Here is an 18,084-nt window from a genome sequence, read left to right as displayed (position 1 = left end):
TCTCCCTGTGGGAGAGGGCATCAGGCCGCATAAAACCTAAACCCCGTACCCCATCATCTTCAACAGCTGCTGCGCATGCTGCACCGCATCCTGACGATGCGCCACGCCCAGCTTCTGATACAGGTTGCGGATATGCGTTTTGATGGTGGTCGCCGCCACCGCCAGCTCGCCGGCAATCTGCTCGTTGCTGTAGCCTGAATAAATCAGCCCCAGAACCTGCCACTCGCGCTGAGTGAGCGGGCTGGTGCGGATAAGCTCCGGCACTTCAGGGTGGTTCAGCAGACGCTCAACGAAGTTCTCATCAAAATGCGCGAACTTGTGCCGATGATGCTGGTTTATCTCGCGCAGAATGCGCTGGGCGCGATGCTGGTCCAGCTCCGGCAGCGTGTTGAGCTGAATAAGCTGGCGCAGCTGCTGCGCCATCACTTCACCTTCAATCACAAAGTGGCTGATAAACCCGGTGCGGTTAGCCAGCTGCAGCGCTTCCAGCAGCACGCGCTGGGCATCGTTTTTACGACCCGCCTGCCAGTAGAGCTGGTTTTGCAGCAGCAGGTTGCGGTTCAGGTCGCTCATCAGACGCAGGCTGCGCGCGTTCTCGTTCAGCTCTTCCAGCACAATCTCTGCGGGCTCTACTTCACCGAGCAGGATCTGCGCGCGGGCAATGTTGCGCCACTGGCTCTGCAGGAAGTGGTTGTTAGCAAATTCCGGTTTTGGCGTCTGACGCAGCCAGTTGGCGGCGGATTTTTTATCGCCGGTCATCTGCCAGTAAATCACCCGGACCTTATCGGCGTTTGAAACCCAGTCGCTGTGATACTGACCGTTGCCGAGCAGGTTCTCCAGGCGGTTCAGATGGTTGCGGGCGTTATCGAGATCGCCGCGCGCCAGCGAGCACTGCACCAGCAGCGCCAGGCACTGCAGCTGCTGCTGAGGCTGGAAGCTGGAAAGGACATCCACACCCTGGCGGGCGCAGCTTTCTGCTTCATCCAGACGCGACCATGCCCACAGCAGCTGAGCGCGAATACGCAGCAGGAACTCGTGCATCGGCAGCTGTTCCAGGTGCTGTTCACGAATCAGCTGGAACGCTTTTTCCTGGTTCTCCCAGGCGGCCTGCAGGAACCCCTGTGCGAATAAAATCTCGCTCTGTTGGATAAGGCTCCACAGCGCGTAATGCCAGACATCATGACGACGCGCCATCTGTTCGGTTTGCTGCATCAGTGAGAGCGAACGCGTGAGGTCGCCTTTGCAGTGCAGCACTTCGCCGTGCACCGAGGTCGCAACGATGCGGCTGTAGAAATTAGCCAGCGGCAGTTCATCCAGCGCGACCATCGCCAGACGTTCGGCTTCCTCCGGGTCGCCGTCGTTAATGGCCACCTGAGCGCGCAGCGCGTTAAATTCGCCGTGCAGGGTGGTATCCATCTCGCTTTCCATCTCCTGCTCGGCGCGCGCCAGCAGGGTGTTCACTTCGCTGTAGCGGTGCTGGCTCTGCATCAGCCAGGCCTGCAGCAGCACCAGACGCGGGTTCTCCAGCAGGCTTTCCCAAGGCAGGGCTTTGAGAGACTCTTCCAGCAGCGTCAGTTCGCTGTGGTTAAACAGGCCCCACGCATGGTTGAGGAGGATATCGCGCAGCATGCTGGCATCGCCGGCGGCCAGCGCGTGGTGAATGGCCTCGCTCGGGAAGCCTTGTGCCATCCAGCTTTCGGCAGCGGCGCGGTGGATCTCCGGCAGTTCAACCGCCAGCTCCCACTGACAGCGCTGGCGCAGGAAGCTGCCAAACAGCGGGTGATAGCTAAACCACTCGCCGGGATCGTCCATGCGCGTCAGGAAAAGGCCCTGACGTTCAATCTCTTCGAGCTGCAGCTGACCGTTTTCACAGCCCGTCACGCGCACGATGAGCGCATCGTTCATGGAACGCAGCAGAGAGCTTTTCAGCAGGAAATTACGCGTCGAGGGATCGACGCTGTCCAGCACCTCATCCACCAGATAGTCAGAAAGGTGGCTGGCGTTGATGCCCGCCAGACGCCGGGCAGACTGATGCGCCGGACTGTTGTTTTGTCGGGCAGAGAGCGCGATAAGCTGCAGCGCCGTGGCCCAGCCGGCGACGTCATCACACAGGCGGCTGCTCTCGGCGGCCTCAATCGGTGAGTTCAGGCGGCAGTCAAAGAACTGTTTCGCTTCCTGGTGGGTAAAGGCCAGCTGCTGGCTGCCCACTTCCAGGAGCTGATCGCGCACGCGCAGGTTGGCGATACCCAGCTGCGGCAGGTTGCGTGACAGCACCACTAAAGTCAGGTTTTCCGGCTGATGGCGCAGGAAGAAACGCATCGATTCATGAATTACCGGGTTAGTGATGAGATGGTAATCATCAATCACCACGTAAAGCGGGCGATGCCATTCGGCCAGTTCGATAAACAGCTGAGAGAAAAGGGAGGACAGGCTTGCGTACTGGCGCTTTTGCACCATCACCTCACTGGCGACGCAGTGTCCATGGGTGGCTTGCTGTATGGCGGCAATCAGATAGCTGGCAAAACGCTCTTGCTGGTTATCGCCCTCGTCGAGGGAGTACCAGCCAAGATCGCTCTTACCTGCGGCCCATTGCGAAATGAGCGTTGTCTTTCCATAACCTGCAGGGCTCGTAACCAGCGCCAGTCGGAAATTATGCGCGCCGGAAAGTTTAGCCAACAGACGCTCGCGGACCACCGTATGGTCAAGACGAACCGGGCGACTTAATTTAGACGGAATCAACATAGGTTTCACTTCACTGTGGGGAACGAGAGATTTTATTTTTTTTGGGCTTCGTAATTAATACGATATAAGGTCGAACAGAAAGAGAACTATTGCAAGTTATGTCTGGGTTTTGTGGTTCTGAATTTGCACTCTGTCACAAAACATTCAGGCAAATGTTGGAACTTTCTCGAAAGGGCCGTAACGCCGCGTCACTGCTGGCTTGTCTGTATACATTGCCGCTGCGCTGAAACTGGTTTCATAAAGGTATAGTGACGTCAAATTTAATAAAGTGCGGGTAAAGTTGAGTGAGAGTAATAGTCTCCTGAGATGTAACCCGATGGCTAAATTATTATTCTACGTAAGTAATCATTTCAGAACGGATTAATTTCACCCGAAACTGCATTTCATTTTTTTGACATTCTCCCCGGTTAGTTTTTTATCTTCCGGGCACACTCGAACTATGCTCTGAGAGTGGCCTTGATCACACTTTTCTGCTCATCCCCGCTACTCCTCCCTGTCTAATCCCCCACGGGAGGAGGAAGAGGTGAAATGAGCCAGGCACACTAGCGCCAACTTGTGTTTTCTTTCTAAAGGATGCCGATCCCCTATGTCACAGCCTACCTTCAACAAAGCTCAATTCCAGGCTGCCCTGACGCGTCAGTGGCAGCGTTTTGGCCTTCATGCTGCAAACGAAATGACGCCTCACCAGTGGTGGCAGGCCGTGAGCGGTGCGCTCGCAGAGCAGCTGGATGCTCAACCGGTGGCAAAGCCTGTTAATGGCCAGCGTCACGTGAACTATATCTCGATGGAATTCCTGATTGGCCGTCTGACGGGCAACAACCTGTTGAACCTTGGCTGGTATCAGGACGTTGGTGACGTCCTTAAAGAACACGACATTAACCTGACCGACCTGCTGGAAGAAGAGATTGACCCGGCGCTGGGCAACGGCGGCCTGGGACGTCTGGCGGCCTGTTTCCTCGACTCCATGGCGACTGTCGGCCAGTCGGCGATTGGCTATGGCCTGAACTATCAGTATGGCCTGTTCCGTCAGTCGTTTGCCGATGGCCATCAGATGGAAGCGCCGGATGACTGGCATCGCAATACCTATCCGTGGTTCCGCCACAACGCGCAGCTGGATGTCCAGGTTGGCATTGGCGGGAAAGTGACAAAGCAGGGGCTCTGGGAACCGGCGTTCACCATTACCGGTGAAGCCTGGGATCTGCCGGTGCTCGGCTATCGTAACGGCGTGGCGCAGCCGCTGCGTCTGTGGCAGGCGAAGCACGCCCACCCGTTTAACCTGACCAAATTCAACGATGGCGATTTCCTGCGCGCCGAGCAGCAGGGCATCGACGCCGAGAAGCTGACCAAAGTCCTCTACCCGAACGACAACCACCTGGCCGGTAAAAAGCTGCGCCTGATGCAGCAGTACTTCCAGTGCGCCTGCTCCGTGGCGGACATTCTGCGCCGCCATCACCTGGCGGGCCGCAAGCTGGCGCAGCTGCCGGACTTCGAAGTGATTCAGCTCAACGATACGCACCCGACGATTGCGATCCCGGAACTGCTGCGCGTGCTGATCGACGAGCATCAGCTGAGCTGGGATGACGCCTGGGCCATCACCAGCCGTACCTTTGCCTACACCAACCACACTCTGATGCCAGAGGCGCTCGAGTGCTGGGATGAGAAGCTGGTGAAAACGCTGCTGCCGCGCCACATGCAGATCATCAACAAGATTAACGACCAGTTTAAAACCCTGGTGGATAAAACCTGGCCAGGCAACAAAGCGGTCTGGGCGAAGCTGGCGGTGGTTCACGATAAGCAGGTGCGCATGGCGAACATGTGCGTGGTCAGCGGCTTTGCGGTGAACGGCGTGGCGGCGCTGCACTCGGATCTGGTGGTGAAAGATCTGTTCCCGGAATACCACCAGCTGTGGCCGACCAAATTCCACAACGTGACCAACGGCATCACGCCGCGTCGCTGGATCAAGCAGTGCAACCCGCTGCTGGCGGGCCTGCTGGACAAGACCCTGAAGAAAGAGTGGGCCAACGATCTGGACCAGCTCATCAACCTGGAAAAACAGGCTGACGACCCGAAATTCCGCGAGCAGTACCGCGCGATCAAGCTGGAGAACAAGGTTCGTCTGGCGGAGTTCGTGAAAGTGCGTACCGGGATTGAGATCAACCCGAACGCCATTTTCGATATCCAGATCAAACGCCTGCACGAGTACAAACGTCAGCACCTGAACCTGCTGCACATTCTGGCGCTGTACAAAGAGATCCGCGAGAACCCGCAGGCCGACCGCGTGCCGCGCGTGTTCCTGTTTGGTGCGAAAGCGGCTCCGGGCTACTACCTGGCGAAAAACATTATCCTCGCCATCAATAAAGTGGCGGCGGCGATCAACAGCGATCCGAAAGTGGGCGACAAGCTGAAGGTGGTGTTCCTGCCGGATTACTGCGTCTCGGCGGCCGAAATGCTGATCCCGGCGGCGGATATCTCCGAGCAGATCTCGACTGCAGGTAAAGAAGCGTCCGGTACCGGCAACATGAAGCTGGCGCTGAACGGCGCGCTGACCGTCGGTACGCTCGACGGGGCCAACGTCGAAATCGCCGAGAAGGTGGGCGAAGAGAACATCTTTATTTTCGGCCATACCGTCGAAGAGGTGAAGGCCATCAAGGCCAAAGGCTATGACCCGGTGAAATGGCGTAAGAAAGACAAGGTGCTCGACGCGGTGCTGAAGGAGCTGGAAAGCGGTAAATACAGCGACGGCGACAAGCACGCGTTTGACCAGATGCTGCACAGCATGGACAAACACGGTGGTGACCCGTATCTGGTGATGGCGGACTTCACGGCCTATGTAGAAGCGCAAAAGCAGGTCGACGTGCTGTATCGCGACCAGGAAGCGTGGACCCGCGCGTGCATTCTGAATACCGCCCGCTGCGGTATGTTCAGCTCTGACCGTTCAATCCGTGATTATCAGGCCCGTATCTGGCAGGCAAAACGCTAAGGAAGCGCGATGGAGAGTAAACGTCTGGACAGCGCCGCGCAGGCGGCGGGGATCAGCCTCAGTTACATTAATGCTCACGGCAAACCGCAGTCTATTGGCGCCGACACCAAAAGACGTTTGCTGGACGCCATGCACAAAGCCGACGCGAAAGCGTCGGTTGCGCCGGTGCCGAACGTGAAGGTATTCACCGCAGGCAAAAAGATGCCGCTGGCAGTGGAGGGGCGCGGCGAGTTTAGCTGGCTACTTACCACCGAAGAGGGGCATCAGCACAAAGGCCACGCCACCGGCGGCAAAACCCTTAATCTTCCGGCGAAGCTGCCGGAGGGGTATCACACCCTAACGCTCACCCAGGACGATCGGCGTTTCCACTGCCGGTTGATCGTCGCGCCAAAGCGCTGCTACGAGCCGCAGGCGTTGCTCGAAGGTAAAAAGCTGTGGGGCGCCTGCGTGCAGCTCTACACGCTGCGTTCCGACAGCAACTGGGGCATCGGTGATTTTGGCGATCTGAAAAAGATGCTCGTGGATGTGGGCGAGCGCGGCGGCGCGTTTATCGGCCTCAACCCGATCCACGCGCTCTATCCGGCCAACCCGGAGAGCGCCAGCCCGTACAGCCCGTCGTCCCGCCGGTGGCTGAACGTGATTTATATCGACGTTAACGCGTTAGATGACTTCAAAAACAGCACAGAGGCGCAGGCGTGGTGGAAACTCAGCACTACGCAGCAGGCGCTGAAGCAGGCGCGCGACGCAGAGTGGGTGGATTATTCCACCGTCACGGCGCTTAAAATGGCCGCGCTGCGCCTGGCGTGGAAAGGCTTTTCGCAGCGCGATGACGAGCAGATGGCCGCGTTCCGCCAGTTTGTTACGCAGGAGGGTGAGAGCCTGTACTGGCAGGCGGCGTTTGATGCACTGCACGCGTATCAGGTGAAGGAGGACGAAATGCGCTGGGGCTGGCCGGTCTGGCCTGAAGCGTATCAGTCCGTCGACACGCCTGAAGTAAAAGCGTTCTGTAAAAAATATGCCGATGAAGTGGACTTCTACCTGTGGCTGCAGTGGCTGGCGTACAGCCAGTTTGCCGCCTGCTGGCAGGTGAGCCAGGGCTATAAGATGCCGATCGGCCTGTATCGCGATCTGGCCGTCGGCGTGGCGGAAGGCGGCGCGGAAACATGGTGCGACCGTGAGCTTTACTGCCTGAAAGCCTCCGTCGGCGCGCCGCCGGATATTCTTGGGCCGCTCGGTCAGAACTGGGGACTGCCGCCGATGGATCCGCACGTCATGGCGGCGCGCGCCTACGAGCCGTTCATCGACCTGCTGCGCGCTAACATGCAGAACTGCGGTGCGCTGCGTATCGACCACGTGATGTCCGTGCTGCGTCTGTGGTGGATCCCGTACGGTGAAACGGCCGATCGCGGGGCGTACGTGCAGTATCCGGTTGACGATCTGCTGTCGATCCTGGCCCTGGAAAGCAAGCGTCATCAGTGCATGGTGATCGGTGAAGATCTCGGTACCGTGCCGGTGGAAATTGTCAGCAAGCTCCGCGACAGCGGCGTCTACTCCTACAAAGTGCTCTATTTTGAAAACGACCATGAGAAAACCTTCCGCGCGCCGAAAGCGTACCCTGAACAGTCAATGGCAGTCGCGACGACGCATGACCTTCCTACGCTTCGTGGCTATTGGGAAAGCGGCGATCTGACGCTCGGCAAAACGCTGGGTCTGTATCCTGATGAAGAGGTGTTACGCGGCCTGTATCAGGATCGCGAGCTCTCCAAACAGGGGCTGCTGGATGCACTGCACAAGCAGGGGTGTCTGCCGAAACGTGCCGGACATAAGGCGTCATTGATGTCGATGACCGCGACCCTCAATCGTGGTTTGCAGCGCTATATTGCCGACAGCAACAGCGCTCTGCTGGGCCTGCAGCCGGAAGACTGGATTGATATGGCGGAGCCGGTGAACATCCCGGGCACCAGCTATCAGTACAAGAACTGGCGTCGCAAGCTATCCACATCGCTTGAGAAGATGTTTGCCGATGATGGGGTGAACAAGCTGATTAAGGATCTGGACAAGCGGCGAAAAGCTGCCGGGAAGTAGTAATAAAAAAACCCGCCAGGAGGCGGGTTTTTTTATTGCCTGGTGGCGTCAAACCACCATATTCAACAGCAGCACCCCGACCAGACCACACACCGAAATAATGGTTTCCAGCGCGGACCAGGACTTGATGGTTTCACCGATAGTCAGGTTGAAGTACTCCTTGAACAGCCAGAAGCCAGGGTCGTTAACGTGAGAGAAAATCACGCTACCGGAACCGACGGCGATAACCATCAGTTCAGGGCTTACGCCCGTGGTTGCAATCAGCGGGGCAACGATACCGCCCGCGGTGATCGCCGCAACGGTCGCAGAACCCAGCGCAATACGCAGAACCGCGGCAATAGACCAGGCCATCAGGAGCGGCGATACGTTGGTTTCATGCATCATGGCAGCGATGTATTTGTCCACGCCGCTGTCGACCAGAACCTGCTTGAATGCACCGCCACCGCCGATGATCAGGAGCATCATGGCAATGATTTTGATGGAAGAGGTCAGCGTGTCGTTGATCTGATCCATGGAGCGGCCACGGTTCAAACCGAAGGTGAACATCGCGATCAGTACGGCAATCAGCGTTGCCATCACCGGGTCCCCCAGGAATTCCGCCACGGACAGGAACGCATGACCTTTCGGCAGGATCATCTCCGCCACGGCGCGCATCGCCATCAGGATCACCGGCACCAGAGAGGTCCAGACGCTGACGCCAAAGCCCGGCATCTCTTCTTCGGTGAAGGTTTTGGCGCTGTACAGACCTTCCGGAATCGGCTTATCAATGCCTTTCAGGAAGCGGGCATAAACCGGGCCGGCCAGAATCACCGTCGGGATCGCCAGAATCGTACCGAACAGCAGGGTTTTACCCATATCCGCGTGGAAGATGGTCGCGATAGCGGTTGGACCCGGGTGTGGCGGCAGGAAGCCGTGAGTCACGGACAGCGCCGCAGCCATCGGCACACCGACATACAGCAGCGGGATGCTTGCCGCAGCTGCGATGGTGAACACCAGCGGCAGCATCAGCACGAAGCCCACTTCATAGAACAGCGCGAAGCCGACGGTAAAGCCGGTTAACACCACCGCCCACTGAATGTTCTTCTTACCGAATTTGTCGATAAGCGTGGTGGCAATACGCTGGGCGCCACCGCAGTCCGCCAGCATTTTGCCGAGCATGGCGCCGAAGCCCATGATCAATGCCAGGCTGCCGAGCGTGCCGCCGACGCCGGCTTTGATGGAACTGATAACTTTAACCAGCGGCATACCCTGCATCAGACCGACTGCAAGTGCCACCAGAACCAGAGCGATAAATCCGTTCATTTTGAAGCGGATCATCAAGAGCAGTAATAACACAACACCGATAGCAACGATGACTAATGGCATGATTGACCTGGCCTTTGAATTGTTATGGGTAACGTCATTGTTTCAACGACAAATTCCGGTTGTCCCAACTGGGAACAGAGAAGTAACGGCACTCATACTGATGCCTGCGAAACCATTAAGTTTAGTCGGCTGTTATAAGGGTGCTGAGTGCCCACGAGAATGATACGGGTAACATGGCGCGATTGAGAATCACCCTGGGAGGGTAAATTTGAATTATGAGACGCAGGTCAACATATGGCAGGTAAACGCAAAACGGTAACCATGAGGTTACCGTTTTTGATGTTTTCATCCTCTCCCGTGGAAGAGGGCATAGCGACGGATGCTGAATTAGTAGTAAGAGTGCTCGCCGCGCTGGTGCTCGGTCAGGTCACGCACGCCTTTCAGTTCCGGGAATTCGTTCAGCAGCTGCTTCTCGATCCCTTCTTTCAGCGTCACATCGACCATTGAACAGCCGTTACAGCCGCCGCCAAACTGCAGAATGGCAAAACCTTCGTCGGTGATTTCCATCAGGGAAACACGACCGCCGTGGCCCGCCAGCTGTGGGTTGATCTGGGATTGCAGCAGATACTCAACGCGCTCCATCAGCGGGGCATCGTCAGACACTTTACGCATTTTCGCGTTCGGCGCTTTCAGGGTCAGCTGAGAACCCAGCTGGTCGGTGACGAAGTCGATCTCCGCATCTTCAAGATACGGTGCGCTCAGCTCATCAACGTAGGCAGTGAGCTGTTCAAATTTAAGGGCAGTGTCAGTTGCTTCCACAGCGTCCGGAGGACAATAAGAAACACCACATTCTGCATTCGGAGTGCCTGGATTAATCACAAACACGCGGATCTGCGTCCCTTCTTCCTGATTTGCCAGCAGTTTGGCAAAGTGCGCTTGTGCAGAATCGGAAATACGGATCATAGCTTTGGCCTAATAGTTGACTAAATTACCTGGGTATAATCATACGCCCATTGAAGAAGGGCTACAAGGTACGGCACAGACACCATACCTGAACCGACGCGGCGCCGCTTCGCAAAAGCAGTCGGGAAAGTTCAGCAACGGTACTGCCCGTGGTGACGACATCATCCACAATCGCGATATGGAGACCGTCGACCGGCAATTCAAGGCGAAAGGCGTTTTTGAGGTTTCTTTTGCGAAGCCGGGCGCTGAGCTGATGCTGGATGGCGGTGGCATGAACACGTGTAAGCGCGCGGGCCTCATACCGGCAGCCGAGCCACCGCGCGAGGGGACGGCAGATCAGGTCACTCTGGTTATAGCCGCGCCGCCAGTGACGACGTCGGTATAGGGGGACACTCACCACCATATCGATTCTCGGCAGTGCCCGCTGACGTCGCGCCTGCAAAACCGCCAGCAACAGCAGGCGGGCAAGGGGCTGTGCCAGCGAACTCTGCCCGGAAAACTTCAGCGCGTGAATCAGCCTGCTCAGCGGGGGGACATAATCATCCACCGCCACCAGCGCGCTCCACGGCGGGGATTTTTTCAGGCAGCGGCCACAGGGCAGCGAGGGGTTTGTGGCCGGTAAACCACATTGTGGACAGATCCCGATACGCCATTGCAGCGATCGCGTGCAGACGGAGCAGACGCCCCACCGGCTGAGCGCCAGCGGCATTTGGCATAGCCAGCACAAGCCGGGTACTGTTAGCATGTGCAACCTCCATGTGAAAAAAGAGAACAGTAACTGATGAAGACGCTGTGGTGGCAGACCGTAGGGACAGGAAATTGCCATCTTGTGCTGCTGCACGGATGGGGCCTGAATGCGGAGATATGGCATTGCATACGTGAGGAACTTGCCTCGCATTTCACCCTGCATCTGGTGGATTTACCCGGCTTTGGCCGCAGCCGCGGGTATGGCGCGTTGTCGCTTGATGAGATGGCGCAGCAGGTTCTGGACGCTGCGCCGCAAAACGCGGTCTGGCTGGGCTGGAGCCTGGGCGGGCTGGTGGCGAGCCAGATTGCGCTGTCGCAGCCTGACCGCGTAAAAGCGCTGGTAACGGTGGCGTCATCGCCCTGTTTTAGCGCGCAGGAAGAGTGGCCGGGGATCAAGCCTGACGTGCTGGCGGGCTTCCAGCAGCAGCTGAGCGACGATTTCCAGCGGACCGTAGAGCGTTTCCTGGCATTGCAGACAATGGGCACTGACACCGCGCGTAAGGATGCCCGAACGCTGAAGCAGACCGTGCTTTCTCTGCCGATGCCGGAGGTTGAGGTGCTAAACGGCGGACTGGAACTCCTGAAAACGGTTGACCTGCGCGAGCCGCTGGCCGCCCTGACGATGCCGCACCTGCGTATCTATGGCTACCTCGACGGGATTGTGCCGCGCAAAGTGGTTCCGCTGCTGGATTCACTCTGGCCGGAGAGTGAATCGCAGATCATTGCCAAAGCCGCACATGCCCCGTTTATCTCTCATCCGACGGAATTTTGTTCAGCGCTGATTGCGTTAAGTCAACGTTTCGACTGATTATTTTCTATCCTGCCTGGAAAAAATAACACACCGCAACCATACTCCTGATGTCGTTGCGGTTGTTCTGCCTACGATAATCAAAACAACAATCCTATGGAGAGTCAGGCTATGAAACTTGTTACAGGTATTGTCACTTCTCTGGTTATTGGGTCACTGTCATTTGGCGTCTTTGCGGCAAAAGAGCTGGAAAAAGATAAAGTTGCCGGCATGAATCTGACGAAAATTGGTGAGATTTCTACGTCTGACACCACCGCGCCGATGGACGCTCGCAAAGAGCTGTCGAAGAAAGCGGATGAGCTGGGCGGAACGTACTACGTCGTCACCAGCGCAGAAAAACAGACCAAAAACGTACGCGCTACGGCGGACGTCTACAAGTAATACGATAAAGCCGGGCAGCGATGCCCGGCTTTGTTAACGCAGCGCCCACCACTCCCTGAGGCAGGCCTTTCCTTCCGGACAGCTTTTACAACTGCCGGAGAGACAACCCTCCGCTTCTTCCTGAATCCGCACGGCTTTCCCCATGGCTTCCAGTCTTTCCAGCATGGCATCGATCATCGGCTGCGGCGTATGCAGGCTGAAGCTCAGCTGTTTCGCCTCCATTCGCCCTTGCAGTGCCAGCAGGTCACGAACCTGAATCAACGATGCCATGGTTTGCTCCTTAGTGACAGTCGCCCGCCGGGCTGTTGCAGCAGGTCGCGGCGGTTTTACGGTTTGCCAGCAGGTCGATGTCGACGCGGCTGCGCGCCCGCCGCAGCAGACCGAGCACGATCGCGTTAAACAGCACAACCGCGAGAATACAGACCAGGCTGTAGCGCGGGTGCTGGCTGAAATTGACGGTTTGATAAAACAGCGTCGCCAGCGAGTAAGCGATATTCAGCCCCCACAGGACAGAGAAGCCCATCCAGCCGCGGCTGGACTCGCGGGCAATCGCCCCCATCACGGAGATGCACGGAATGTAGAGCAGAACAAAGATGAGGTAGCTGTAGGCCGCGGACGCGCTGCCAAATTTCTCGCCCATCACGCCCATGGCACCCGTCGCCATTTCGCCGTCGCCTTTGCTCGCTTCAATCGGGTTCGCCAGCACGCTCAGGCTGAAGGTATCTTTCAGGCTCTGCCAGGTCTCCTCTACGGCACCCAGCAGCTCATGGCCGAGATGAAACTCTGCCGGATTAAATTCCTGCTCCTGAATGTTCTCGGCGGTGTAAAGCGTGTTCAGGGTGCCGACAACCACCTCTTTCGCCATCGCTCCGGTGAACAGCCCGACGGTCGCCTGCCAGTTATCCTCATGCACGCCAATCGGCTTGAAGACCGGCGTGATGATGCGGCTGACGGAAGCGAGGGCAGAGTCGTTGATGTTATCTGCCGCCTGCCCGCTGAGGGTGAAGCTGTTCAGCGCGCTCAGGAAAATGCTGACGATGACAATCACCTTACCGGCGCGCAGCACAAAGCCCTTCAGGCGCTGCCAGGTCTGGATTGCCAGGCTTTTCAGGTGCGGTACGTGATACACCGGCAGCTCCATCACAAACGGTGACGCTTCACCGCGCATGATGGTGTGCTTCAGCATCAAACCGGTAAGAATAGCCATCACGATGCCCAGCACATACAGCGAAAAGACCGCCAGCGCGCCCTGCTGACCAAAGAAGGCAGCCGCAAAGACCGCAAAGATGGCCAGACGGGCACCGCAGGACATAAACGGCGCCATCATGATGGTCATCAGACGTTCACGCGGCGCATCCAGGGTGCGTGCGCCCATTACCGACGGTACGTTACAGCCGAAGCCGACAATCAGCGGGACGAAGGATTTACCCGGCAGACCCAGCGCCTGCATCAGACGATCCATCACGAACGCCGCGCGCGCCATATAACCGGAATCTTCCAGGAACGAGAGGAACAGGTACATCATACCGATCTGTGGCACCAGAGGCAGAACGGTGTTGATACCGCCGCCGATCCCCTGTGCGAGGAAGATGGTTAACCATTCCGGGAAGTGCAGGGTGTAACCGACCCACTGAATTCCGTGGACGAAGACCGCGACGGAACCGGCGTCGAAAACGGGCTGGAGTGCGCCGCCGATGTTAATGGCGAGCAGGAACATCACGTACATGACCAGCAGGAAGATGGGCAAACCGAGGAAGCGGTTAAGCACAACTTTATCCACCGCCGCCGTAAAGCGGCTGGGCTCTGCCGTGAGGGCGTTGCTGACAACGTCGCAAATCGAGGCGATGGCCTGATAACGCGCATCGGCGATGTGCAGCGCCGGGTCGTCCAGCTCGTCGCTAAGACGGGCCACCGTCGCGTCCAGCTTATCTGCCGCATGCCCGGCGTAGGCGCGGCTGTAGATATCCCCTTCCAGCATCTGCAGGCCGAGCCACAGGCGCTGTTTTGCAGGCATGCTGTTGTCCATCTCCTGCGCCAGCACGTTGGCTTCGCGCAGGAGAGGCTGCGCGTAATGCACCAGCTCAATGTCATGATTTCCCTGGTGACGGTCAATGGCCAGCTTCAGCGCATCAATACCGCGAGCGCGCGTCGAAACCAGCGGAACGACCGGGCAACCCAGGCGCGCGGAGAGGGCATCGACGTCGATGCGCAGCTTTTGTTTCTCCGCAATGTCGAGCATGTTGAGCGCCACGATGCAGGGGATACCCAGCTCCAGCAGCTGCAGCGTCAGATACAGGTTACGCTCGAGATTGGAGGCGTCGACCACGTTGATCAGCAGGTCCGCGTCGCCGCCAAGAATATAGTGACAGGCAATCTGCTCATCGAGCGAGGTTTGCGACGAAATGGTGGTTAAGGAGTAGGTACCGGGAAGGTCAACCAGCGTCACCTGGTTGTCCGTTGTGGTGAACTGACCCTCTTTACGCTCAACCGTCACGCCCGCCCAGTTGCCCACGCGCTGGCGTGCTCCGGTCAGCTGGTTAAAAAGCGTAGTCTTGCCGGAATTAGGATTGCCAATTAAGCCAATAGTTAACTTTTTCATTTTTTTAGACTCACTGAAACCGCTGGCTTGTTATCGGGATAAGGCTTCAACTTCTATTAACGCGAGGTCTTTCTTACGCAGGACCAGATTCACGCGGCGGGTTTCAATATGAACCGGATCGCCCAGCGGCGCCACGCGCACGACCTGAAATGACGAGCCGGGCAGCATGCCCAGCGACAGCAGCTTTTGCCGATAGGCTGGGCTAATTTCGCGGGTAAAACCGGTAATTTTCCATGCACTGTCTGGAGTGAATTGCATAACGCCTGATTCCACGAAAGGTTAAATTATCTACTATGGGATGATAATGAGAATAGTTTTTATCAGCAATATTAAAACTGTGACGGAATGTTGTTTGCGGTATTAATTTACGACCTGTTTGACCTGGCTCAATATTTGCTGAATGGCCTGGAAACGAAAAGAAGAGTATTTGTTAACGGGGTGATAATTCGTGGTTTAAATATGGCTACATTCTTTTTATTTTAATTCGCTGCGCCCTGCTTGCCGGGCGGCACTGCGTTTGCCCGGCCTACAAAACCGTAGGCCCGGTAAGCGCAGCGCCACCGGGCATTGACAACCTTAGCGTTTCTTACCCATCGCTGCCGCCAGCGCATCCATCATCGCGCTGTTGCCAGCAGGCTGAGCATCACGTCCGCGCGGCTTCGCGGCTTTCGCGGCCGGACGCTGCTGTTCGCGGCCTCCGCCATTGCCGCCACGGCGCGCGTTGGTGTCGCCCGGCTGCTCGTCCAGACGCATGGTCAGGGCGATACGCTTGCGCTGCAGATCCACTTCCAGCACTTTCACCTTCACGATGTCGCCCGCTTTGACCACGGTATGCGGGTCTTCAACGAACTTGTCGGCGAGGGAAGAGATGTGGACCAGACCGTCCTGATGCACGCCGATATCCACAAACGCGCCAAAGTTGGTGACGTTGGTGACCGCACCTTCCAGCACCATGCCGGGCAGCAGGTCGTTCATGGTCTCCACGCCGTCAGCAAAGGTCGCGGTTTTAAACTCAGGGCGCGGATCGCGGCCCGGTTTTTCCAGCTCTTTGATGATGTCGCTAACCGTCGGCACGCCAAACTGCTCGTCGGTGAAATCCGATGCTTTCAGGTTACGCAGCGCGCTGCTGTCGCCCATCAGCTCTTTCAGCGCCTGCTGGGTCGCGGCCAGAATGCGCTGCACCACAGGGTAGGCTTCCGGGTGAACGGTAGAGGCATCAAGCGGGTTATCGCCGTGGTTGATACGCAGGAAGCCCGCGCACTGCTCAAAGGCTTTCGGCCCCAGACGGCTCACCTTCAGCAGCTGCTGACGGTTCTGGAATTGGCCGTTCTCATCGCGCCAGGCGACGATGTTCTGCGCCATCATGCGGGTTAAGCCCGCCACGCGGGTCAGCAGGGGAACGGAGGCGGTGTTCAGGTCAACGCCGACGGCGTTTACGCAGTCTTCCACCACCGCATCCAGCTTGCGCGCCAGCTGAGTCTGGCTCACGTCGTGCTGATACTGGCCCACGCCGATGGATTTCGGGTCGATCTTCACCAGCTCCGCCAGCGGATCCTGCAGGCGGCGAGCGATAGAGACCGCGCCGCGCAGGGAAACGTCCAGGTCCGGGAACTCCTGGGCCGCCAGCTCGGAAGCGGAATAGACGGATGCCCCCGCTTCGCTGACGATCACTTTCTGCGCCGTTACTTTCGGGAACTGCTTCTGCACGTCGAGATAGAAACGCTCGGTTTCACGGGACGCCGTACCGTTGCCGATGGCAACCAGCTCAACGTTGTATTTTTCGCACAGCGCCGCCACCACGACGGCCGCTTTCGCTGCCTGGCCGGTGTGCGGATAGATAGTGTCGGTGGCGACCAGCTTGCCGGTGCCGTCAACGACAGCGACCTTCACGCCGGTACGCAGACCCGGATCGAGACCCATGGTCGCGCGCAGGCCGGCAGGAGCGGCCATCAGCAGGTCGTGCAGGTTACGGGCGAAGACGTTAATCGCTTCATCTTCGGCACGCTCGCGCACGGTGCCCATCAGCTCGGTTTCGAGGTGCATCAGCACCTTGATGCGCCAGGTCCAGCTCACCACGCCTTTACGCCAGCTGTCCGCCGGGGCGTTGTTCAGGCGCAGGCCGAGATGGTCGATGATGATCTGCTCGCAGTGACTCTCTTTCGGCGGCTCGTCGAACTGCGGGTCGGCGTTCAGGGAGAGCTGGAGCACGCCTTCGTTGCGGCCGCGGAACATTGCCAGCGCGCGGTGAGACGGCGCGGTAGAGATCGGTTCGTGGTGATCGAAGTAGTCACGGAATTTCGCGCCTTCTTCCTCTTTACCCGCGACGACGGTAGAGACGATGTGGGCATTCTTCCACAGGTAATCGCGCACTTTAGCCAGCAGGGCGGCGTCTTCGGCGAAGCGCTCCATCAGAATGTAGCGCGCGCCGTCGAGGGCGGCCTTAGTGTCCGCCACGCCTTTGTCGGCGTCGATAAATTTGGCGGCTTCGGTTTCCGGATCGTGGGATGGTTCGTTCCACAGCAGGTCGGCCAGCGGCTCAAGACCCGCTTCAATCGCAATCTGCCCGCGCGTGCGGCGCTTCGGCTTGTACGGCAGATAGAGATCTTCGAGTTCGGTTTTGCTCAGGGTGCCGTTGATGGCGCTTTCAAGCTCGCTGGTCAGCTTGCCCTGTTCGCCGATGGATTTGAGGATCGCCTGACGACGTTCTTCCAGCTCGCGCAGATAACCCAGACGGGTCTCCAGGTTACGCAGCTGCGTGTCATCCAGACCGCCGGTGACTTCCTTACGATAGCGTGCAATAAACGGCACGGTGTTCCCTTCATCAAGCAGGCGAACGGCAGCTTCTACCTGTTCGGCTCTGGCCTGAATATCACCCGCAATAATGCGGCAGAGCGAATCTTTCATCATGGCTTTATCATCTGTTGAGTCGAAAAAATCAGGGGATAGTTATACGGGCTGACACGGCAAAATGCCAGCCGGGGAGGGCGCTCTCGGACTATTTTACGTAGACGATCTCATTGACGTACCAGCTGGCTTCACCACCAGGGGTCTGAACGACGGCCAGATCGCCCACTTCCTTTTTCAGCAGCGCGCGGGCCATCGGGGAGTCGATGGAGATGTAATCCTTACGACCAAAAATTTCATCGTAGCCGACAATGCGAAAGCGCAGGGTGTCGCCATCGTCGTTTTCAATCTCCACCCACGCGCCGAAGAACACTTTGCCCTCCTGCTGCGGGGAGTAATCGACAATTTTGAGATTCTCGAGGCACTTCGTCAGATAGCGAACCCGGCGGTCAATTTCGCGCAGCCGCTTTTTGTTGTACTGGTAGTCAGCGTTTTCGCTGCGATCGCCCAGGCTTGCCGCCCAGGTCACCTTTTTGGTGACTTCAGGACGCTCTTCGCGCCAGAGGTAATCCATCTCTTTTTTGAGCTTTTCGTACCCTTCGCGGGTGATCAGGGGCGTTTTCATGGTAA

13 protein-coding genes are annotated in these 18,084 nt (G+C 57.7%); 4 read left to right on the top strand and 9 right to left on the bottom strand.

What is annotated here, in order from left to right; genetic code table 11:
- Window positions 1-36 precede the first annotated feature (36 nt).
- The gene (malT, locus tag NUX24_RS14035; protein ID WP_047652895.1) at window positions 37-2,742 is read right to left on the bottom strand and encodes an HTH-type transcriptional regulator MalT; all 2,706 of its coding nucleotides are present in this window, start codon (window positions 2,740-2,742) and stop codon (window positions 37-39) included.
- A 586-nt stretch (window positions 2,743-3,328) separates the two neighbouring features.
- Here malT and malP point away from each other — a divergent pair.
- Together malP and malQ are read left to right on the top strand one after the other, a co-directional pair.
- Window positions 3,329-5,722, top strand: a complete 2,394-nt coding sequence (malP, locus tag NUX24_RS14030) for a maltodextrin phosphorylase (protein ID WP_257832267.1) — start codon at window positions 3,329-3,331, stop codon at window positions 5,720-5,722.
- Between the two features lie 9 nt (window positions 5,723-5,731).
- Window positions 5,732-7,807 carry a 4-alpha-glucanotransferase gene (gene malQ / locus NUX24_RS14025; RefSeq protein WP_257832264.1) on the top strand — a complete coding sequence of 692 codons (2,076 nt, stop codon included), beginning with the start codon at window positions 5,732-5,734 and terminating at the stop codon, window positions 7,805-7,807.
- A gap of 48 nt (window positions 7,808-7,855) precedes the next feature.
- On the opposite strand, the gene gntT is transcribed toward malQ, so the two are convergent.
- The 3 genes from gntT to gntX form a co-directional block, all read right to left on the bottom strand.
- On the bottom strand, window positions 7,856-9,172 hold the full coding sequence (gene gntT, locus NUX24_RS14020) for a gluconate transporter (RefSeq protein WP_024907902.1): 1,317 nt from the start codon (window positions 9,170-9,172) through the stop codon (window positions 7,856-7,858).
- 327 nt (window positions 9,173-9,499) lie between these two features.
- On the bottom strand, window positions 9,500-10,075 hold the full coding sequence (nfuA, locus tag NUX24_RS14015) for a Fe-S biogenesis protein NfuA (RefSeq protein WP_008503055.1): 576 nt from the start codon (window positions 10,073-10,075) through the stop codon (window positions 9,500-9,502).
- A gap of 61 nt (window positions 10,076-10,136) precedes the next feature.
- Window positions 10,137-10,820, bottom strand: a complete 684-nt coding sequence (gene gntX / locus NUX24_RS14010) for a DNA utilization protein GntX (protein WP_257832262.1) — start codon at window positions 10,818-10,820, stop codon at window positions 10,137-10,139.
- Window positions 10,821-10,856: 36 nt separating this feature from the next.
- Between gntX and bioH the strand changes: the two genes are divergently transcribed.
- Window positions 10,857-11,630 (top strand): pimeloyl-ACP methyl ester esterase BioH, encoded by a 774-nt coding sequence (bioH, locus tag NUX24_RS14005; RefSeq protein WP_193805237.1) that lies wholly within the window; start codon window positions 10,857-10,859, stop codon window positions 11,628-11,630.
- Window positions 11,631-11,741: 111 nt separating this feature from the next.
- Entirely contained in the window at window positions 11,742-12,011 is a 270-nt protein-coding gene (locus tag NUX24_RS14000; RefSeq protein WP_023309499.1) for a YdgH/BhsA/McbA-like domain containing protein, read from the top strand.
- A gap of 33 nt (window positions 12,012-12,044) precedes the next feature.
- On the opposite strand, the gene feoC is transcribed toward NUX24_RS14000, so the two are convergent.
- From feoC to greB, 5 genes are all read right to left on the bottom strand, one after another.
- Entirely contained in the window at window positions 12,045-12,281 is a 237-nt protein-coding gene (gene feoC, locus NUX24_RS13995) for a [Fe-S]-dependent transcriptional repressor FeoC (RefSeq protein WP_214577436.1), read from the bottom strand.
- Between the two features lie 10 nt (window positions 12,282-12,291).
- A complete protein-coding gene (gene feoB / locus NUX24_RS13990) occupies window positions 12,292-14,610 on the bottom strand; it encodes a Fe(2+) transporter permease subunit FeoB (protein WP_257832258.1) in 2,319 nt (772 codons plus the stop codon).
- A 30-nt stretch (window positions 14,611-14,640) separates the two neighbouring features.
- On the bottom strand, window positions 14,641-14,868 hold the full coding sequence (gene feoA / locus NUX24_RS13985) for a ferrous iron transporter A (RefSeq protein ID WP_008503050.1): 228 nt from the start codon (window positions 14,866-14,868) through the stop codon (window positions 14,641-14,643).
- A 318-nt stretch (window positions 14,869-15,186) separates the two neighbouring features.
- Complete coding sequence (locus NUX24_RS13980) at window positions 15,187-17,517, bottom strand: Tex family protein (RefSeq protein WP_257832255.1); 2,331 nt, start codon at window positions 17,515-17,517, stop codon at window positions 15,187-15,189.
- Between the two features lie 88 nt (window positions 17,518-17,605).
- Entirely contained in the window at window positions 17,606-18,079 is a 474-nt protein-coding gene (gene greB, locus NUX24_RS13975; protein WP_023309495.1) for a transcription elongation factor GreB, read from the bottom strand.
- Between the last annotated feature and the right edge of the window lie 5 nt (window positions 18,080-18,084).

Source organism: Enterobacter sp. HG048 (assembly GCF_024702055.1).
Taxonomy (GTDB): Bacteria; Pseudomonadota; Gammaproteobacteria; order Enterobacterales; family Enterobacteriaceae; genus Enterobacter; species Enterobacter dykesii.
Note: the sequence above shows the minus strand (reverse complement) of the source record. Positions and strands in the feature narration are given on the sequence as shown.